The sequence below is a fragment of the Aurantimonas endophytica genome, from assembly GCF_014196845.1.
GTDB classification, from domain to species: Bacteria; Pseudomonadota; Alphaproteobacteria; order Rhizobiales; family Rhizobiaceae; genus Aurantimonas; species Aurantimonas endophytica.
In genome coordinates this window covers 319495-333087 of the sequence record NZ_JACIEM010000003.1, presented here as the reverse complement: position 1 = coordinate 333087, position 13593 = coordinate 319495, and the positions used below count along the sequence as shown (strand labels likewise).

Sequence of the window (13593 nt, the reverse complement as noted above, 5' to 3'; positions counted from 1 at the left end):
TCGAGCGGTCTCCTGACCCGCGGATTTGTCACAGAAAGCTCTGCGGGTCCACGTCGATCTGCATCTGCACCGATCCGCGCGGCCGCGGCGCCGCGGCGAGCGTCGCACGCAGGAATCCCTGCACCGGCGCGCGGCTTGGCGAGTGAACCAGCAGCCGGAAGCGGTGCCGTCCGCGCAGCACCGCGAGCGGCGCCTCGGCGGGGCCGAGCACCTCGATCGCCGGGTCCTCGGGCGCTGCGCGGCGCAGCAGCCGGGCGTATTCCTCGGCCTCGCGGCGCGTGTTGGCGGAGACGATGACGCTGGCGAGGCGGCCGAAGGGCGGCAGGCCGGCACGCTGCCGTTCGGCGATCTCGCGCTCGTAGAAGCGCGCCGCGTCTCCCGAGGCGATCGCCCGCATGACCGGGTGTTCCGGCTGCCAGGTCTGGATCATGCCGCGGCTCTTGCGGCCGCCGCTGCGTCCCGCCCTGCCGGTCACCTGATGCAGCAGCTGGAACGTGCGCTCGGCGGCACGCGGGTCGCCGTTGGCAAGGCCGAGATCGGCGTCGACCGCGCCGACCAGCGTCATCAGCGGGAAATGATGCCCCTTGGCGACCAGCTGGGTGCCGATGACGATATCGGCCTCGCCCTCGGCGATGGCGTCGAGCTCCCGCCGCAGCCGCCGCGCCCCGCCGGGCAGGTCGGAGGACAAAAGGATCGTCCTGGCTTCGGGGAAGGTTGCCAGCATCTCCTCGGCAATCCGCTCGACGCCGGGACCGCAGGCGACGAGATGATCGAGCGTGCCGCATTCGGGGCAGGCTTCCGGACGCGGCACGGCAAAGCCGCAATGGTGACACTGAAGCTGGCCGCGCAGCCGGTGATCGACCAGCCAGGTCGAGCAGTCGGGGCACTGGAAACGATGGCCGCAGACCCGGCACAGTGTCAGCGGCGCGTAGCCGCGGCGGTTGAGGAACAGCAATGCCTGCTCGCCGCGCGCCACGGTCTCGCCGATCGCCGTCAACAGGACCGGCGAGACGAAGCGGCCGCGCGCCGGCGGCGCGAGCCGCATGTCGACCAGCGACAGGTCGGGCAATGCCGCTTCGGCAAAGCGCCCGGCAAGCCTGACATGGCCGTAGCGGCCGTCGGCGGCGTTGACGCGGCTCTCGACCGAGGGCGTCGCCGAGGCGAGGATCACCGGAAATCCGCCGAGCGCGCCGCGCACCACCGCCATGTCGCGCGCATGGTAGAAGATCCGGTCCTCCTGCTTGTAGGCAGGGTCGTGCTCTTCGTCGACGACGACGAGGCCAAGGTCCTGGAACGGCAGGAACAGCGCCGAGCGCGCCCCGGCGACGACGCGGATCCGGCCTTCCGCCAGCTGGCGCCAGATCTGCTCGCGCCGGCGCGGCGGCACATCGGAGTGCCATTCGGCGGGCGGCGCGCCGAAGCGGGCGTGGAAGCGGTCGATGAAGCTCTGCGTCAGGGCGATTTCCGGCAGCAGGATAAGCACCTGCTTGCCCTTGTCGAGCGCCGCGGCGACGGCCTCGAAATACACCTCGGTCTTGCCCGAGCCGGTGACGCCTTCGAGCAGCGTGGTGGAAAAGCCGTCGCCCCGGGCGACCAGCGCCGTGGCCGCTGCCGCCTGGTCGGGGCTCAGCGCCGCCCGCCCGTAGGTCGTGTCCGGCAGGGCGACGGCTGGCGGTGGCGCAAGACGAACGCTCTGGAAAACGCCCTGCTTCAGCAAACCGTCGACGACCGAGGGCGTCACGCCGGCCGCATGCGCGAGGCCCGACCGGGTCCAGATCGGTATCTCCGCGGCGGACTCCATCACCCGCCGGCGGGCGTCGGTCAGCCGCTCCGGGGCAACGCCGGTCGCCTCGATGCCCTCGATCAGCGCTTCGGGGTCGAAGGCGGCGGGCGCCCGCAGTGCCATTCGCGCCACGAGGCCGGGCGGCGAGAGCGTATAGTCGGCGACCCAGTCGATGAAACGGCGCATCGCGCTGTCCAGCGGCGGGCAATCGAAGACCTTGGTGATCGAGCGCAGCTTCTTCGGATCGACCGCGTCGGTCTCGCCGTCCCACACCACGCCGGCGACCTGACGCGGGCCGAGCGGCACCTGCACGATCGACCCCGGCACCACCGCCATCCCGTCGGGCACGGCATAGGAATAGGGCCGCTCCGCCGGCAACGGCACGAGCACCGGCACGGTCCGGATGGCAAAGAGCTGGTCGACAGGATGCAAGACGGCCCCAGGGCTGGCGTGCCGGACGGACGCGGCGAATCGGTGCGAGCGGATTGTCCCCTAAGTGTAGGGATCGGCAGCCGTCTCGGAAACATCGACGGCGCGTCGACCTGTTCGCGTATGGCGCGGCACTGCCAAAGACTGGTAAGGACGCGTCAGCATTCGAACTCCGTGAGGCAAGCCATGAAATTCTTCGTCGACACCGCCGACATCGCCGAGATCCGTGAACTGCAGGACGCAGGCCTGATCGACGGCGTCACCACCAATCCGTCGCTGATCACCAAGGCAGGCCGCCCGATGCGGGACATCGTCGCCGAAATCTGCGACGTCACAGAAGGGCCGGTTTCCGCCGAGGTTACGGCCCTCGAGGCCGACGAAATGATCCGCGAGGGCCGGATCCTGGCCGAGATCGCCGACAATGTCTGCATCAAGGTGCCGCTGACGCTGGCCGGCCTCAAGGCCTGCAAGGAACTCTCCGGCGAAGGCCACATGGTCAACGTGACGCTCTGCTTCTCGGCCGTCCAAGCCCTGCTCGCCGCCAAGGCCGGTGCCACCTTCATCTCGCCCTTCATCGGGCGGCTGGACGATATCAATCTCGACGGCATGGCGCTAATCGCCGACATCCGGCGCATCTACGACAACTACGAATTCGACACCGAGATTCTCGCCGCGTCGATCCGGACGCTCAACCATGTCCGCGAAGCTGCGCTGATCGGCGCCGACGTCGCGACCGTGCCGCCGGCGACGCTCAAGGCGCTGGTCAAGCACCCGCTGACCGACAAGGGCCTGGAAAACTTCCTCGCCGACTGGAAGAAGAGCGGCCAGACGATCGGCTGAGACCAATACCAGACAAGGAAAAGGCGGCCAAAGCCGCCTTTTCCGCCCAATTCCGGCGCCTCGATCAGCCCTGGAAATGGCTCTCCATGAAGTAGATCGACTTGTCGAGGCCGCGGCCGATGCCGGTCAGGAGATCCTCGGTCAAAGGGTCGCCGGCTTCCGAGGCTTCCTCGATGCCCTTCTCGACCGCCGCGCTCCACTTGGCGTAGCTCTCGGTCAGGCGGCGCAGATGATCCTCCGACTTGACGAGGTCCAGCGGGTAGGCGTCGAGCAGCGAGTTCTGCACCGATGCCTGGACCGTGCCGTGGGCCTGGCCGCCGATCGCCGTCAGGCGCTCGGCGATGTCGTCGACATAGCCTTCGGTCAGGTCATGCAGGTCGTCGAACAGCTCGTGCACGGCGATGAAGTTCATGCCCTTGACGTTCCAGTGGGCCTGCTTGGTCTGGTAGGTGATGTCGATCGCCGTGCCGAGATGGGCCTGCAGCAGTTCGACCATGGCCCCGCGGATATTCTCCGAAATCGGGTTCATGGTCTTGTGCATCTGGGTCTTGCCGTTACCGGCGTTCTTGGGTGTCTTGTCCTTGGCCACAAGCGTCTCCTTCGGGCGTCTGGGGAAGGCGATCGCCGCTAAGGCAGCGCGCCGGGAAATCGTCTTCCGGTAATCCCAGCGGCAGGGAACGGTTCCATCTGCGACCATTTCCGTGGCATCCGTGCAGTCGCTCACCGGCAACCGCATGTTCCGGCCCTGACGAACGAGCGCCTCGCTAGCCGACCGCGTCCTTGATTCCCTTGTAGGCCTTGTCGCCCCAGACCTCCTTGACCCGGGCATTGCGACCGCACGAATAGCGGTAGTACTTATACCGGATCGGGTTCTTCTTGTAATAATCCTGGTGGTAGTCCTCCGCCGGCCAGAAGGTCGGAGCCGTCGCGATGGGCGTGACCACCTGCGGGAGTTCCTTCGCGATCGTGGCCTTCGACGCCTTGGCCGCCTGCAGTTGCGCAGCATCGGGGGCGAAGATCGCCGTCGTGTAGGCATGGCCGCGGTCGCAGAACTGGCCGCCGGCGTCGGTCGGGTCGACCGAGTGCCAGAACACGTCGAGCAACTGGTCGTAGCTGACGCGGGCGGGGTCGTAGGTGACCCGCACCGCCTCGACGTGACCCGGATGGTTCTCGTAGGTCGGATTGGCGTTTTCGCCGCCGATATAGCCGGATGTCGTGCCGGTGACGCCGGCCAGGTGGTCGAAATCGCTCTCGACGCACCAGAAGCAGCCGCCCGCGAAGATCGCCGTCGCCGTCGCCGTGCCCTGCGCAGCGACGCCCGCCGGGGCAAGCCCGCCGGCCATCGCCAGTCCCGCGGCGCCGAACAGTCCCGCCCAGCGCCAACCCGTCCGCTTCGTCATTTCCGCACTCCTTGCCTGTCCATCGCCGGACCTGTCCGGCAATATAGCTGCGGCGCCTGATGCCGCCGCTCAAGACAAGCTTCGGTGAGGGCGCCCGAAAGGTTTCAGGCGCGCGCTCAAAGCACCGTGATCAGCCGCCGTCGGCGGTGAAGCCGGCGGCCTCGATACCGGCAATCGCGCAGATCTCGTCATTGTCGGAGGTGTCGCCGGTGATGCCGACGGCGCCGAGGATGGCATTGCCCGGACCGCGGACCAGGACGCCGCCCGGCACCGGTACGAGCACGCCCCTGGCCAGGGCATTCATCGACTGGATGAAATAGGGCTGTTCCTCGGCGCGCTTCCAGATCGCCCGCGAGCCCATACCCAGCGCGATGGCGCCATTGGCCTTGCCCATGGCGATGTCCGGGCGCATGCGCGACGATCCGTCCGACCGCTCCAGCGCGACGAGGGCGCCGCTGGCATCGAGCACGGCCACGGTGAACGGCTTGCAGCCGTTGGTGGCGCCGGTCTTCAACGCTTCGGCGATGATGATGCGGGCCTTGTCGAGTGTCAGCATGGGATCTCCCTCCTCTGTGTTCGGGCCGGTGATAGCATGTCGGGCGGGCATGTCATCCCGCCAGCCGGGCGGAGCTCTCAGGCAAAGCGCCGGGCTGCGTCGATCGCAAGGCCGAGGCCGACCGAGCCGAAGGCATCGGAGCGGGCGACGCGCGCGTTCGGAAAGCGGCCGGTGGCCGCCGCCGCGACGGCAGGCACCTGCGCGCCGCCGCCGGTCAGGATCACCGTCTCGATCGCTTCCGCCGCGACACCCGCCTCGGCCAAGGCCGCATCGATGGCGCCCTCGATGCGGCCGACGAGATCCCCCGTCGCATCGTCGAAGCGCTGCCGCGACGCCGGCGCGGCAAGGCTGAGGCCTCGCTCCTCCAGCTTGATCAGCGTCTCGTCCTCGGCGCTCAGTGCGATCTTGGCGGCTTCCACGGCGCCGGCGAGGCGATGGCCGGAGCGGTGAGACAAAAGATGCTCGAAGCGGGCGAGCTTTTCCGGCTCGGCGGCTTCCTTCTTCATCTGGCCGATGTCGCGCAGGATCTTCGGCGTGTAGAGCGTGTTGATCCGGTGCCAGGTGGCCATGTCGTTGAAGTACCAGACCGGCAGCCGGCGCTTGCCGTCGGCGGTTTCCGACCCCAGGCCGAAATGCGGCATCATCTCGGCGATCGACAGCAGCCGGTCGAAATCCGTGCCGCCGACATGGACGCCGGTCGAGGCCAGGATGTCGCTGCGGCGGTCGCTGGCCTTCGCCCGCTCCGGCGACAGCCGCACGACCGAGAAATCCGAGGTGCCGCCGCCGATGTCGACGACCAGCGCCAGCTGCTCGGCATTCACCTGGCGCTCGAAATACAGCGCCGCGGCGACCGGTTCGAACTGGAACTCGATGTGGCGAAAACCTTCCGCCCGGGCGGCGGCCTCGAGCTGGCCCTCGGCCTCGCGGTCGGCGCCCGCGTCCTCGTCGACGAAATGCACCGGCCGGCCGAGCACGATTTGATCGGCGACGACGCCGGCGTCATTGGCGGCCTCGGCCTCCAGCTTGACGCGCAGGTGCCGCAGGAAATGGCCGATCAGCTCCTGGAAGCTCAGGCGCTGGCGGCCGACGGCGGTCTTTTCCTGCATCAGCGACGTGCCGAGGATCGACTTCAGCGCCCGCATGAAGCGGCCCTCGGCGCCGTCGACATATTCGAACACCGCGGCCCGGCCGAAATAGGTCTGGCCGTCCTCGAGGCTGTAGAACAAAGCCGAGGGGATCGTCACGTGCTCGCCCTCCAGCGCCACGAGCCGCGGCGAAGCTCCGCGGCCGGCGAGCGCCAGGGTCGAATTGGTCGTGCCGAAATCGAGCCCGGGATAGAGCTTCATGGAAACCTCGCGGAGGGACAAAGCCACGGCGTCGCCGCGCCGTGAGGGGCGGGCAGGGTGCAGCTTATGGGTGAGCGGCGGCCCGTATAGCCGAGGCGGCGGCGGTTGGGAAGCCGCGGCCGCCCGGCCGGGTCAGGTCACTTGCGGCGGCCGGCCGTGTTGAGGGCGACGGCGGCGCGGACGAGGGCGACGAGGGCGGGCTCGTCGATCGCGGCGCCCTGGGCAAAGTCGATGGCGCGGCGGGCGTTGCCGTCGAGGCTGGCGTTGAAGAGCCCGGCCGGGTCGTCGAGGGCGGCGCCTTTGAAGAAGGTCATCTTGACCACCGCCTTATAGGTCTCGCCGGTGCAGACGATGCCGTCATGCGTCCAGGTCGGCACGCCGCGCCATTTCCACTCCTCGACGATGTCCGGGTCGGCATTCAGGACCAGCGCCCGCAGCCGGGCGAGCAGGGCGCCGCGCCAGTCGCCGAGTTCGGCGATCCGTTCGTCGATCAACTGCGACGGCGATTTCTCCTGAGCCTCACGGGCGTCCATGGCCTGCTTCCCCGCTCCCCGGCTTCCGCGCCGTCTTCCGCAAGGTAAGCCGCACGGCGCCGGGCGGCAATATCGGATCATCTTCGCGCGCGCGCCCGTCGTGGCAACCCGGCCGGCCGGCGTTTGCCGCACGATCCCCCTCGAACGGCGCGGCGAAACATGCGACAGGCGCGGGCAGGGCGCCAAGCATCCATCGAGAGGGATCATCCATGACCGACATCATCTTCCGCACCGGCGAGGCGACGGTGCTGGCCGCCGAGGGCCAGGCGACGGACGCCATGCCCGAGGTGCTGATCGGCGCCGTCACCGGCCCGGTCGGGCACGCCTTTGCCTCGATGCTCGGCCAGACCGTCGGCCATACCCGCATGTTCGTGGTGCGCGACCTCAACCAGCTGGTGCGGCCGGCGACGATGATGACCACCAAGGCGACGATCCACACCGAGGCCTATGTCGAGCTGCTCGGCGGCGTGGTGCAGGGCGCGACGGGCGACGCCATCGTCGACTGCGTCATCGAGGGGGTGATCCCGAAGGCGATCGTGGGCGAGATCTGCCTGATCATCACCATCTGGCTCGACCCGCGCTGCGCCGAGGACCCGAACCTCGACAAGGCCGATCTCTACCGCACCAATTACGAGACGACGAAACTCGCGATCCGCCGCGCCATGACCGGCGAGCCGACGATCGACACGCTGATCGCCAACCGCAAGACGATCAAGCACTACGCGCTGGACGGCGTCATCGAGTACTGACCGGACTTTTGGTCAGGCTTTGGCCGGGCTTTTCGCCGGGCCCGGGCCGCTTTCGCCGCCCTTTCCGAGGCCCCTGCGCCTTCGCCCTCGCGCCCGATCGGGCCGAGGGTGTCGCGTCGGTCCTGCCGCCTTCGCGGCCCGCCCGTGACGGGCGGCGGAATGCCGGAGGCAGACCCTCCGTATTGTTTTTGTTGCGGTCCGCCTCCGGCATTCCGCGCGGCGTTTGTGCAGCTTCGTTGCCTCGCCTGTCCCGCCGCGATGGGCGGCAGGGCCGGCGATGGCGGCCGGCTCTTCCCGGGTTGCCCCGGTCAAGCGGACCAATCCGCAGCCCCCTCCTAGTGGGGGACGGTCCGGCGGCGGTCGAAGCCGTCCGGGGCGGTGCCTCTCCGGAAGAGACCCCGACGCGGACGCCGCCCGCCACCCCCCGAACGATCCCGGCGATCACTCGTACCCGTCAGCGGGCGGCGGTGCGGGGATTATGCGGGCGGGGGGAAGGGTGGGGATAAGTTTTGGTGACATCGGGATCGCAATGCTGATGTCGCGGGTGCTGCACCCCCCTCTGCCCTGCCGGGCATCTCCCCCACAAGGGGGAGATCGGCTAATCAGGAAGGCCGGCGCCTTCACGCTGCGTTGGCCGGCCTCAGCCCACCGGAATGTCGAAATGCAGCACGTCCTCGCGGGTCCCGAGCCCGGTGTAGAGGGCGATGGCCGGGTCGTCGCCGTGGTCGGCCTGGACGAACACCACCCAGGCGCCGCGGGCCCTGGCCTCGCGCGTCATCGCGGCGATGAGGCTTGTGGCGATCCCCTGGCGGCGATGCTCCGCGTCCACCGCGAGGTCGTAGATGTAGCCCTCGCTGCGCGCCTGCTCGTATTTCGGCAGGATGTAGCCGGCAAGCCCGCCGACCACCGCCCCGTCCCTGACCGCCGCCAGCGCCACGAACGTGTCACGGGCCAGGAGCTGCGCCAGCCAGGCATCGCTGGGCGGCGCGGCGCCGAACGTCTCCGGCTCGTCGAAGACCCTGCCGAACAGCGCCATCATGGCCCGCATGGTGGGGAGGTCGGCGGGGGTCAGGAGGTGGAGGGTGGTCATTGGAAAGGCTTAGGGCCGCTAAATGTCCAGCTGGGGAAACGCTGCCCTGATACTGCTTCGATGAAGCTGCGACCGCACTGACACCCACCTGCGATGAGTTTGGTAGTGATATTGGCGACATTATGCCTTACATGCCATAGTGCATCACGAACCCGGATCCTCCTGATTCATGCAAGGAGTGAAAGACAGCATATGGCCTTCAGTAAGGGCGTAGAGTGGCATGCATGAGCATTGACGACAGCATCAACGCGTTCAGGGCTTCGATCTCTTCCAACCTACTCGCCAATGATGATTTCATCGACTGGGGTCTAATTAACCAGCAGCTCAATTCGACGGCAGCTGAAGCCACTCGCCTGCAGAGGTTAATCGACAACGGACCTGTGACCACAGCCCAGCTGGCCGCGATGTTGCGTGAGGTTCCATCGACCTATCCGCTGCTTCTAGATCTCATCGCATTTAGTAGTTCGGGTACGCAGGTCGAAAAATGGGGTTTGCCACAATCAGTCCGCGCCGAGACGAGACGTATAGACTGGGTGGCGGGTCAGCTTATGCACGTGGGCATAGACCGGTTACTCGAAAGGGGCGCCACCGCTCATTCGCTACTCCGCGTCGCCGAGGTGCACAAGGACAGCTACCGGCGGCGATTTCGCTCCGCCGGCAGGCTCGACGACCGCACGCGCGCGATCGTTCTCCATGCCCTTCGAGAAGCTAGCACAGGACTGCCGCAACCCATCCGGATCGATGCGAGTGCGTTGACGGACATTTCGCTCAGACGGTCGCTTGCTTACGTGCTCGCTATCGGGAATCGCCCTGTTGCAGGCATAGCGACGGTTTTCCAGAACCAGTCGGGCGGACGTCAGCAGCGCGATCTGTCAGTCTTTTACCCAACGCTTCAAGAGCGGCTCGAAACGATTGGCATGTCGTTGATCCTCATCGCCGATGGCCAAGGTCTTAAAGAGGCTTCCGAACGCACGCTCACAGCGATGTTTGAAGGCGTGCGCTTCCCGATGACTTTGAGTGCTGCTGAATCAGGAGCGTTGGTCAACGCAATTACCGAGGCTGCATCGCTTGAACGACCTAAGACGGTCGAACGGGCGGCGCTTGATCAGATTATTCTTAACGGGCTGCTATCGCGGCTTGAGGTCCGCGCCGAGGATTTGCCAGTCAGTATTGACCAAGCGAGACTAACACTTGCCTATTTTGTTGAAAGCCGACGGACGCTCGCGCTGAAACTGGGATTGAACGGCGCGTCTGTCGCTTGGGCAAACGCCGATTGGGTTGAGCGAGCCAGAGGCTTACGTGAGTCTTTTGTAGCTGAGTCCGCGCTCACTCTGTTCGCTGAAATTCTAGGTGTCGACGAACTCGAACAGCATGCAAGTTCTGCTGGATTAGCGAGCACGCTCCAAGCGCCGTCTACTCAACCGTTCGCGTCAAAACTCTATGTTACGGCTGCTGGCGTAGCACTCAATGAGAGTACCGCCAGCGACATCGCGCAACGATCAATGGAGAGCGCCCCCGGATCTCCCGTCTCGTTCTACCTGACGTCAAAGCCCCTCGGGACGGACCGTCTGCAGTCACATCGTCAGGCGCAGATCTTTCTGCCTACAAATATTGTCGTCCTTTCAGCGGATGGCATCGAGGGCATGGCGCGACAGCAGCGCCCGCTCGCGCGCCTAATGGATGCTGTGCTCACTCAGTCGGATTTGACAAAAGTAAGCCCCTACATCCTCAACAACGCCACGCCTTTTCGTATGTTTTATGGCCGAGAGCGCGAAGCTGCTACCGTATTGCAAACTATTACGACAAATAGTGTTGCGCTTTTGGGGAGTCGTCGAATTGGTAAAACATCGCTCATTCGGAAGATTCAAGCGGAACTAGGGAAAGGGAGATTTCTACCTTTCTTCGGTGATTGTCAAACGGTACGTACTTGGGCGGATTTTGCCGACCTCGCAGAACGCCACTGGAACGTGAAGCTGCCGTCTGATTTTCGTCCGGGTCACCTTGCCGATATGATTGATCAACTGGCCGCGAAAGGTGAGGGCCAAGTGATCATTATTCTCGACGAGATTGATCAGCTGCTGGATTGGGACCAGCAACATTCCGTCGATTCGGTTCCGGAAGCTTTTTTCCGAGCATGCCGCTCGTTGTCGCAAGAAGGTTCCGCCCATTTCGTCTTTTCGGGTGAACGGCGGATTGCCAACCGTTTATGGGATCCTCACTCTCCCCATTGGAATTTCTGTCGCGAAGTGCACCTGACGCAACTTGACCGGGATGCCGCAACTAAGCTTCTCGTGAACCCATTGCAGGCAATGAATATCAGAATCAACGATATTGCCGATTTTGAGGACGAGGTCTGGCTGCGCACAAGCGGGCATCCCCAAATCGTCCAGTTCCTTGGCGATCGACTGGTTCGGTCGCTAGACGATCGTACGGATCGCCGCAATCTCGAACTCAACGTTCAGGACGTCGTCGCAACAACCGATACGTTTGAATTCGCAGAACATTACCTTGAAACTTATTGGGGACAGGCGACACCTTATGAAAAGGTAGTCAGTCGTATCATCGCCGATGGCTGCAACACGTCCGCCGAGATACTGGCTCAACTCGGGGATACTCCGGACCAAAAAGGGCCCGAAGCCCTGTTTACCGCACTGCGCATGCTCCAACTTTACGGGATCGTTGAAGAGCGAGAGGGCCAGTTGTGCATGCGCGCGGCGTGGTTCGAAGCGGCGCTAGCGCATTTCAACGATTGAGCTCGTGTCCAAACTAAAAGGTCGTAAATGCATACCCAGGGTCCCGTTCCGCTCGACGACGACGACTACGTCAAGCGCGCCTTCGAGGTACAGCTTGTCAAAGAGGTGCAAGCAGGTAAATGGGTCTTGTTGCTCGGGCCTAGGCAGCACGGTAAGACGTCCGCTTTTTTACGACTCCGAGACAGCCTATCGAAGCATTCGACGAAGACGGCCCTTGTCGATCTCCAGCGAACGCCACCTTTCACGAGCTACGCGCAACTGGTCACGTGGTTTGGCAAGATGGTCGCCGCGGCGCTCGATCACGCCATTGAAATAGCTGAAACAGACGATTTATCGACAGCGCTGGCAGCCGCGCTACCCGCAGGTAATACGCCCGTCGTAATACTAATTGATGAGGCGTCCAGCATTAGCAACAACGAGTGGCGTAATTCGTTTTACGGTCAGCTCCGATCCATTGCTAACGATCGAGCAATAGCGAAAGAGGGTGATATAGCTCGCCGTTTGCGCTTCGTATTTGCCGGAACGTTTCGCCCCGAGCGCTTAGTCGCGGAAGCAAATTCTCCATTCAATACTTGCGAACGTATCGAGACCTCTGATCTGACGATCGCCGATATAACTAAGCTCGCCGGTGATGCAGGACTCACGGACCCCTCCGCCGCGGCTGCCGCCATCCACGACGTCGTCGGAGGGCAGCCGTTCCTTATTCAGAAGTTGATTCTCGAGGCGGTTGGCGAGGACGACGAGTTGGGAGCGATCGGACGTGCGATCGGGACACTTCAGGAAGGTGGTGGCGATCACATAACTAATTTGTTCCGAAAGGTAACTAGTGACGATACGTTAGTCTCTATCGTATCAGGACTTGTAGGTAGAGAGAAAATCCCCTTTGAGGCAGGAAATGAAGACCAAAGGTATCTCGTTGTTCTTGGCCTTTTGCGTCGGGATAAGGGGGCGCTCTATTTTCGCAATCGGCTCTATGCGGACGTAGCCGCGCTCAGTGCTCAGGTAGTCAAAGTGGAGGTAATTGACCGGCAACGCGCCGTGCTCTTCCCGCTCGATCTTGATGCATTTATACGAATTACTTCAGTGGAACTTCAGGAAATTGCTCACGGCGCGCAGCGGGGTGCGGTTGCGGCTTATCAGTCCGGTAGCAACCGTTTAGCCCTTGCGGGCTTCGGGACAGCGATGGAAGCCGTGCTCATCGACTTTCTTAATAGGCAGTCGCCAGCTGATCTATTAACAGCGGCCAATCGCGCAAAAAACAAGGGAAAGTATTTTCTCGCAACGGATCCAGCGACTTGGACGCTGGCCGATCTGATGCGGGGAAGTCGGGGGTTACTAAATCAAGGTGACGTCGACATTCCTGAAAATTTGCGTGAATGGCGTAACCTTATTCATCCAGGTGTAGCTGTAAAAAAATATATCTCAGATGAGGATCTAACACCAGAAGTGGCAGTCGCGGGGTCGCAGCTGCGTATCATTCTTCGCGATCTTCCATAGATCGAATTATTATCGAGAAAATGCGATGTATTTTAGGATCCATACTTCCAGCCGAAACATATCTTTGTTCGGAAATATGACGTTTATGATTATGCACGTACAGAAAGAGGTAGCTTCCGAAGGGCGGGATCTGTGCTAAGTCGATCCCTCAATCACGGGGAAAAACCGTCAGCCTTGCCGCTCGACACCGCAGAGACGGATGCCCCGTCCTCGGCGATTGCGATGATATCTTCTTCCTCTCAGGCGTGAGCTGAGGAGAGATAATAGCGCGCGCCACGGCTCCGCACAAAACGCGTTGGCAGAACGTTTGCCGATGCTGATGCGACCTTTATCCATCAAAGAGTGCATCAAAGCGACATTGCCGGCGGTGGCGCGCGAGCGGCTGGCCGGCCTTTCGACATAGTCGTTGGACGCGGCGAGGGTGGCGATGTTGTCGTCCAGCCATTGCGACCGGCGGGCGGCCCGGACCGCCTGCGCCACGCCTTCAGTGGCGGCGCCGGATCTGTCGACCTTGAGGGCTTCGGCCTCAGCCAGAAGGGCGGGATCGATGACGATGTCCTTCACCGGCGAACTCCGTCAGCTTGACCGGGCGAAGGATAGCGCGAGGCGGTCGCGCC

The 13593-nt window shown here is 63.9% G+C and carries 12 protein-coding genes; 4 read left to right on the top strand and 8 right to left on the bottom strand.

Annotated features, from left to right (window positions below):
- Window positions 1-28 precede the first annotated feature (28 nt).
- Window positions 29-2215 carry a primosomal protein N' gene (locus tag GGR03_RS12645; protein ID WP_183208549.1) on the bottom strand — a complete coding sequence of 729 codons (2187 nt, stop codon included), beginning with the start codon at window positions 2213-2215 and terminating at the stop codon, window positions 29-31.
- 183 nt (window positions 2216-2398) lie between these two features.
- Here GGR03_RS12645 and fsa point away from each other — a divergent pair, with 183 nt between their 5' ends.
- The gene (gene fsa, locus GGR03_RS12640; RefSeq protein WP_183208547.1) at window positions 2399-3052 is read left to right on the top strand and encodes a fructose-6-phosphate aldolase; all 654 of its coding nucleotides are present in this window, start codon (window positions 2399-2401) and stop codon (window positions 3050-3052) included.
- 64 nt (window positions 3053-3116) lie between these two features.
- On the opposite strand, the gene dps is transcribed toward fsa, so the two are convergent.
- The 5 genes from dps to GGR03_RS12615 all read right to left on the bottom strand — a co-directional run bounded on the left by dps (window position 3117) and on the right by GGR03_RS12615 (window position 6887).
- Window positions 3117-3641: a DNA starvation/stationary phase protection protein Dps gene (dps, locus tag GGR03_RS12635; protein ID WP_252920236.1), complete on the bottom strand. Its 525-nt coding sequence runs from the start codon at window positions 3639-3641 to the stop codon at window positions 3117-3119.
- Between the two features lie 175 nt (window positions 3642-3816).
- Window positions 3817-4452, bottom strand: coding sequence for a peptide-methionine (S)-S-oxide reductase MsrA (gene msrA, locus GGR03_RS12630; protein WP_425486715.1), 636 nt, complete (start codon window positions 4450-4452; stop codon window positions 3817-3819).
- A gap of 130 nt (window positions 4453-4582) precedes the next feature.
- Window positions 4583-5008, bottom strand: coding sequence for a GlcG/HbpS family heme-binding protein (locus GGR03_RS12625; protein WP_183208545.1), 426 nt, complete (start codon window positions 5006-5008; stop codon window positions 4583-4585).
- 77 nt (window positions 5009-5085) lie between these two features.
- Window positions 5086-6354, bottom strand: coding sequence for an Hsp70 family protein (locus GGR03_RS12620; RefSeq protein ID WP_183208543.1), 1269 nt, complete (start codon window positions 6352-6354; stop codon window positions 5086-5088).
- Between the two features lie 137 nt (window positions 6355-6491).
- Complete coding sequence (locus GGR03_RS12615) at window positions 6492-6887, bottom strand: DUF1801 domain-containing protein (protein WP_183208541.1); 396 nt, start codon at window positions 6885-6887, stop codon at window positions 6492-6494.
- A gap of 209 nt (window positions 6888-7096) precedes the next feature.
- Here GGR03_RS12615 and GGR03_RS12610 point away from each other — a divergent pair, with 209 nt between their 5' ends.
- Window positions 7097-7636, top strand: a complete 540-nt coding sequence (locus GGR03_RS12610) for a formaldehyde-activating enzyme (RefSeq protein WP_183208539.1) — start codon at window positions 7097-7099, stop codon at window positions 7634-7636.
- 640 nt (window positions 7637-8276) lie between these two features.
- Here the strand turns inward: GGR03_RS12610 and GGR03_RS12605 are convergent.
- Entirely contained in the window at window positions 8277-8726 is a 450-nt protein-coding gene (locus tag GGR03_RS12605; protein ID WP_183208537.1) for an AAC(3)-I family aminoglycoside N-acetyltransferase, read from the bottom strand.
- Between the two features lie 224 nt (window positions 8727-8950).
- On the opposite strand from GGR03_RS12605, the gene GGR03_RS12600 reads away from it, so the two are divergent.
- On the top strand, window positions 8951-11479 hold the full coding sequence (locus GGR03_RS12600) for an AAA family ATPase (protein WP_183208535.1): 2529 nt from the start codon (window positions 8951-8953) through the stop codon (window positions 11477-11479).
- A 27-nt stretch (window positions 11480-11506) separates the two neighbouring features.
- Window positions 11507-12976, top strand: coding sequence for an AAA-like domain-containing protein (locus GGR03_RS12595; protein WP_183208533.1), 1470 nt, complete (start codon window positions 11507-11509; stop codon window positions 12974-12976).
- Between the two features lie 168 nt (window positions 12977-13144).
- Here GGR03_RS12595 and GGR03_RS12590 read toward each other — a convergent pair whose 3' ends face one another.
- Window positions 13145-13540, bottom strand: a complete 396-nt coding sequence (locus GGR03_RS12590; RefSeq protein WP_183208531.1) for a type II toxin-antitoxin system CcdA family antitoxin — start codon at window positions 13538-13540, stop codon at window positions 13145-13147.
- Window positions 13541-13593: the final 53 nt, after the last annotated feature.

Coding starts and splice junctions, on each gene's coding strand:
- fsa (WP_183208547.1), top strand. CDS start 2,399: ATGAAATTCTTCGTCGACACCGCCGACATCGCCGAGATCCGTGAACTG.
- msrA (WP_425486715.1), bottom strand. CDS start 4,452: ATGACGAAGCGGACGGGTTGGCGCTGGGCGGGACTGTTCGGCGCCGCG.
- GGR03_RS12625 (WP_183208545.1), bottom strand. CDS start 5,008: ATGCTGACACTCGACAAGGCCCGCATCATCATCGCCGAAGCGTTGAAG.
- GGR03_RS12620 (WP_183208543.1), bottom strand. CDS start 6,354: ATGAAGCTCTATCCCGGGCTCGATTTCGGCACGACCAATTCGACCCTG.
- GGR03_RS12615 (WP_183208541.1), bottom strand. CDS start 6,887: ATGGACGCCCGTGAGGCTCAGGAGAAATCGCCGTCGCAGTTGATCGAC.
- GGR03_RS12610 (WP_183208539.1), top strand. CDS start 7,097: ATGACCGACATCATCTTCCGCACCGGCGAGGCGACGGTGCTGGCCGCC.
- GGR03_RS12605 (WP_183208537.1), bottom strand. CDS start 8,726: ATGACCACCCTCCACCTCCTGACCCCCGCCGACCTCCCCACCATGCGG.
- GGR03_RS12600 (WP_183208535.1), top strand. CDS start 8,951: ATGAGCATTGACGACAGCATCAACGCGTTCAGGGCTTCGATCTCTTCC.
- GGR03_RS12595 (WP_183208533.1), top strand. CDS start 11,507: ATGCATACCCAGGGTCCCGTTCCGCTCGACGACGACGACTACGTCAAG.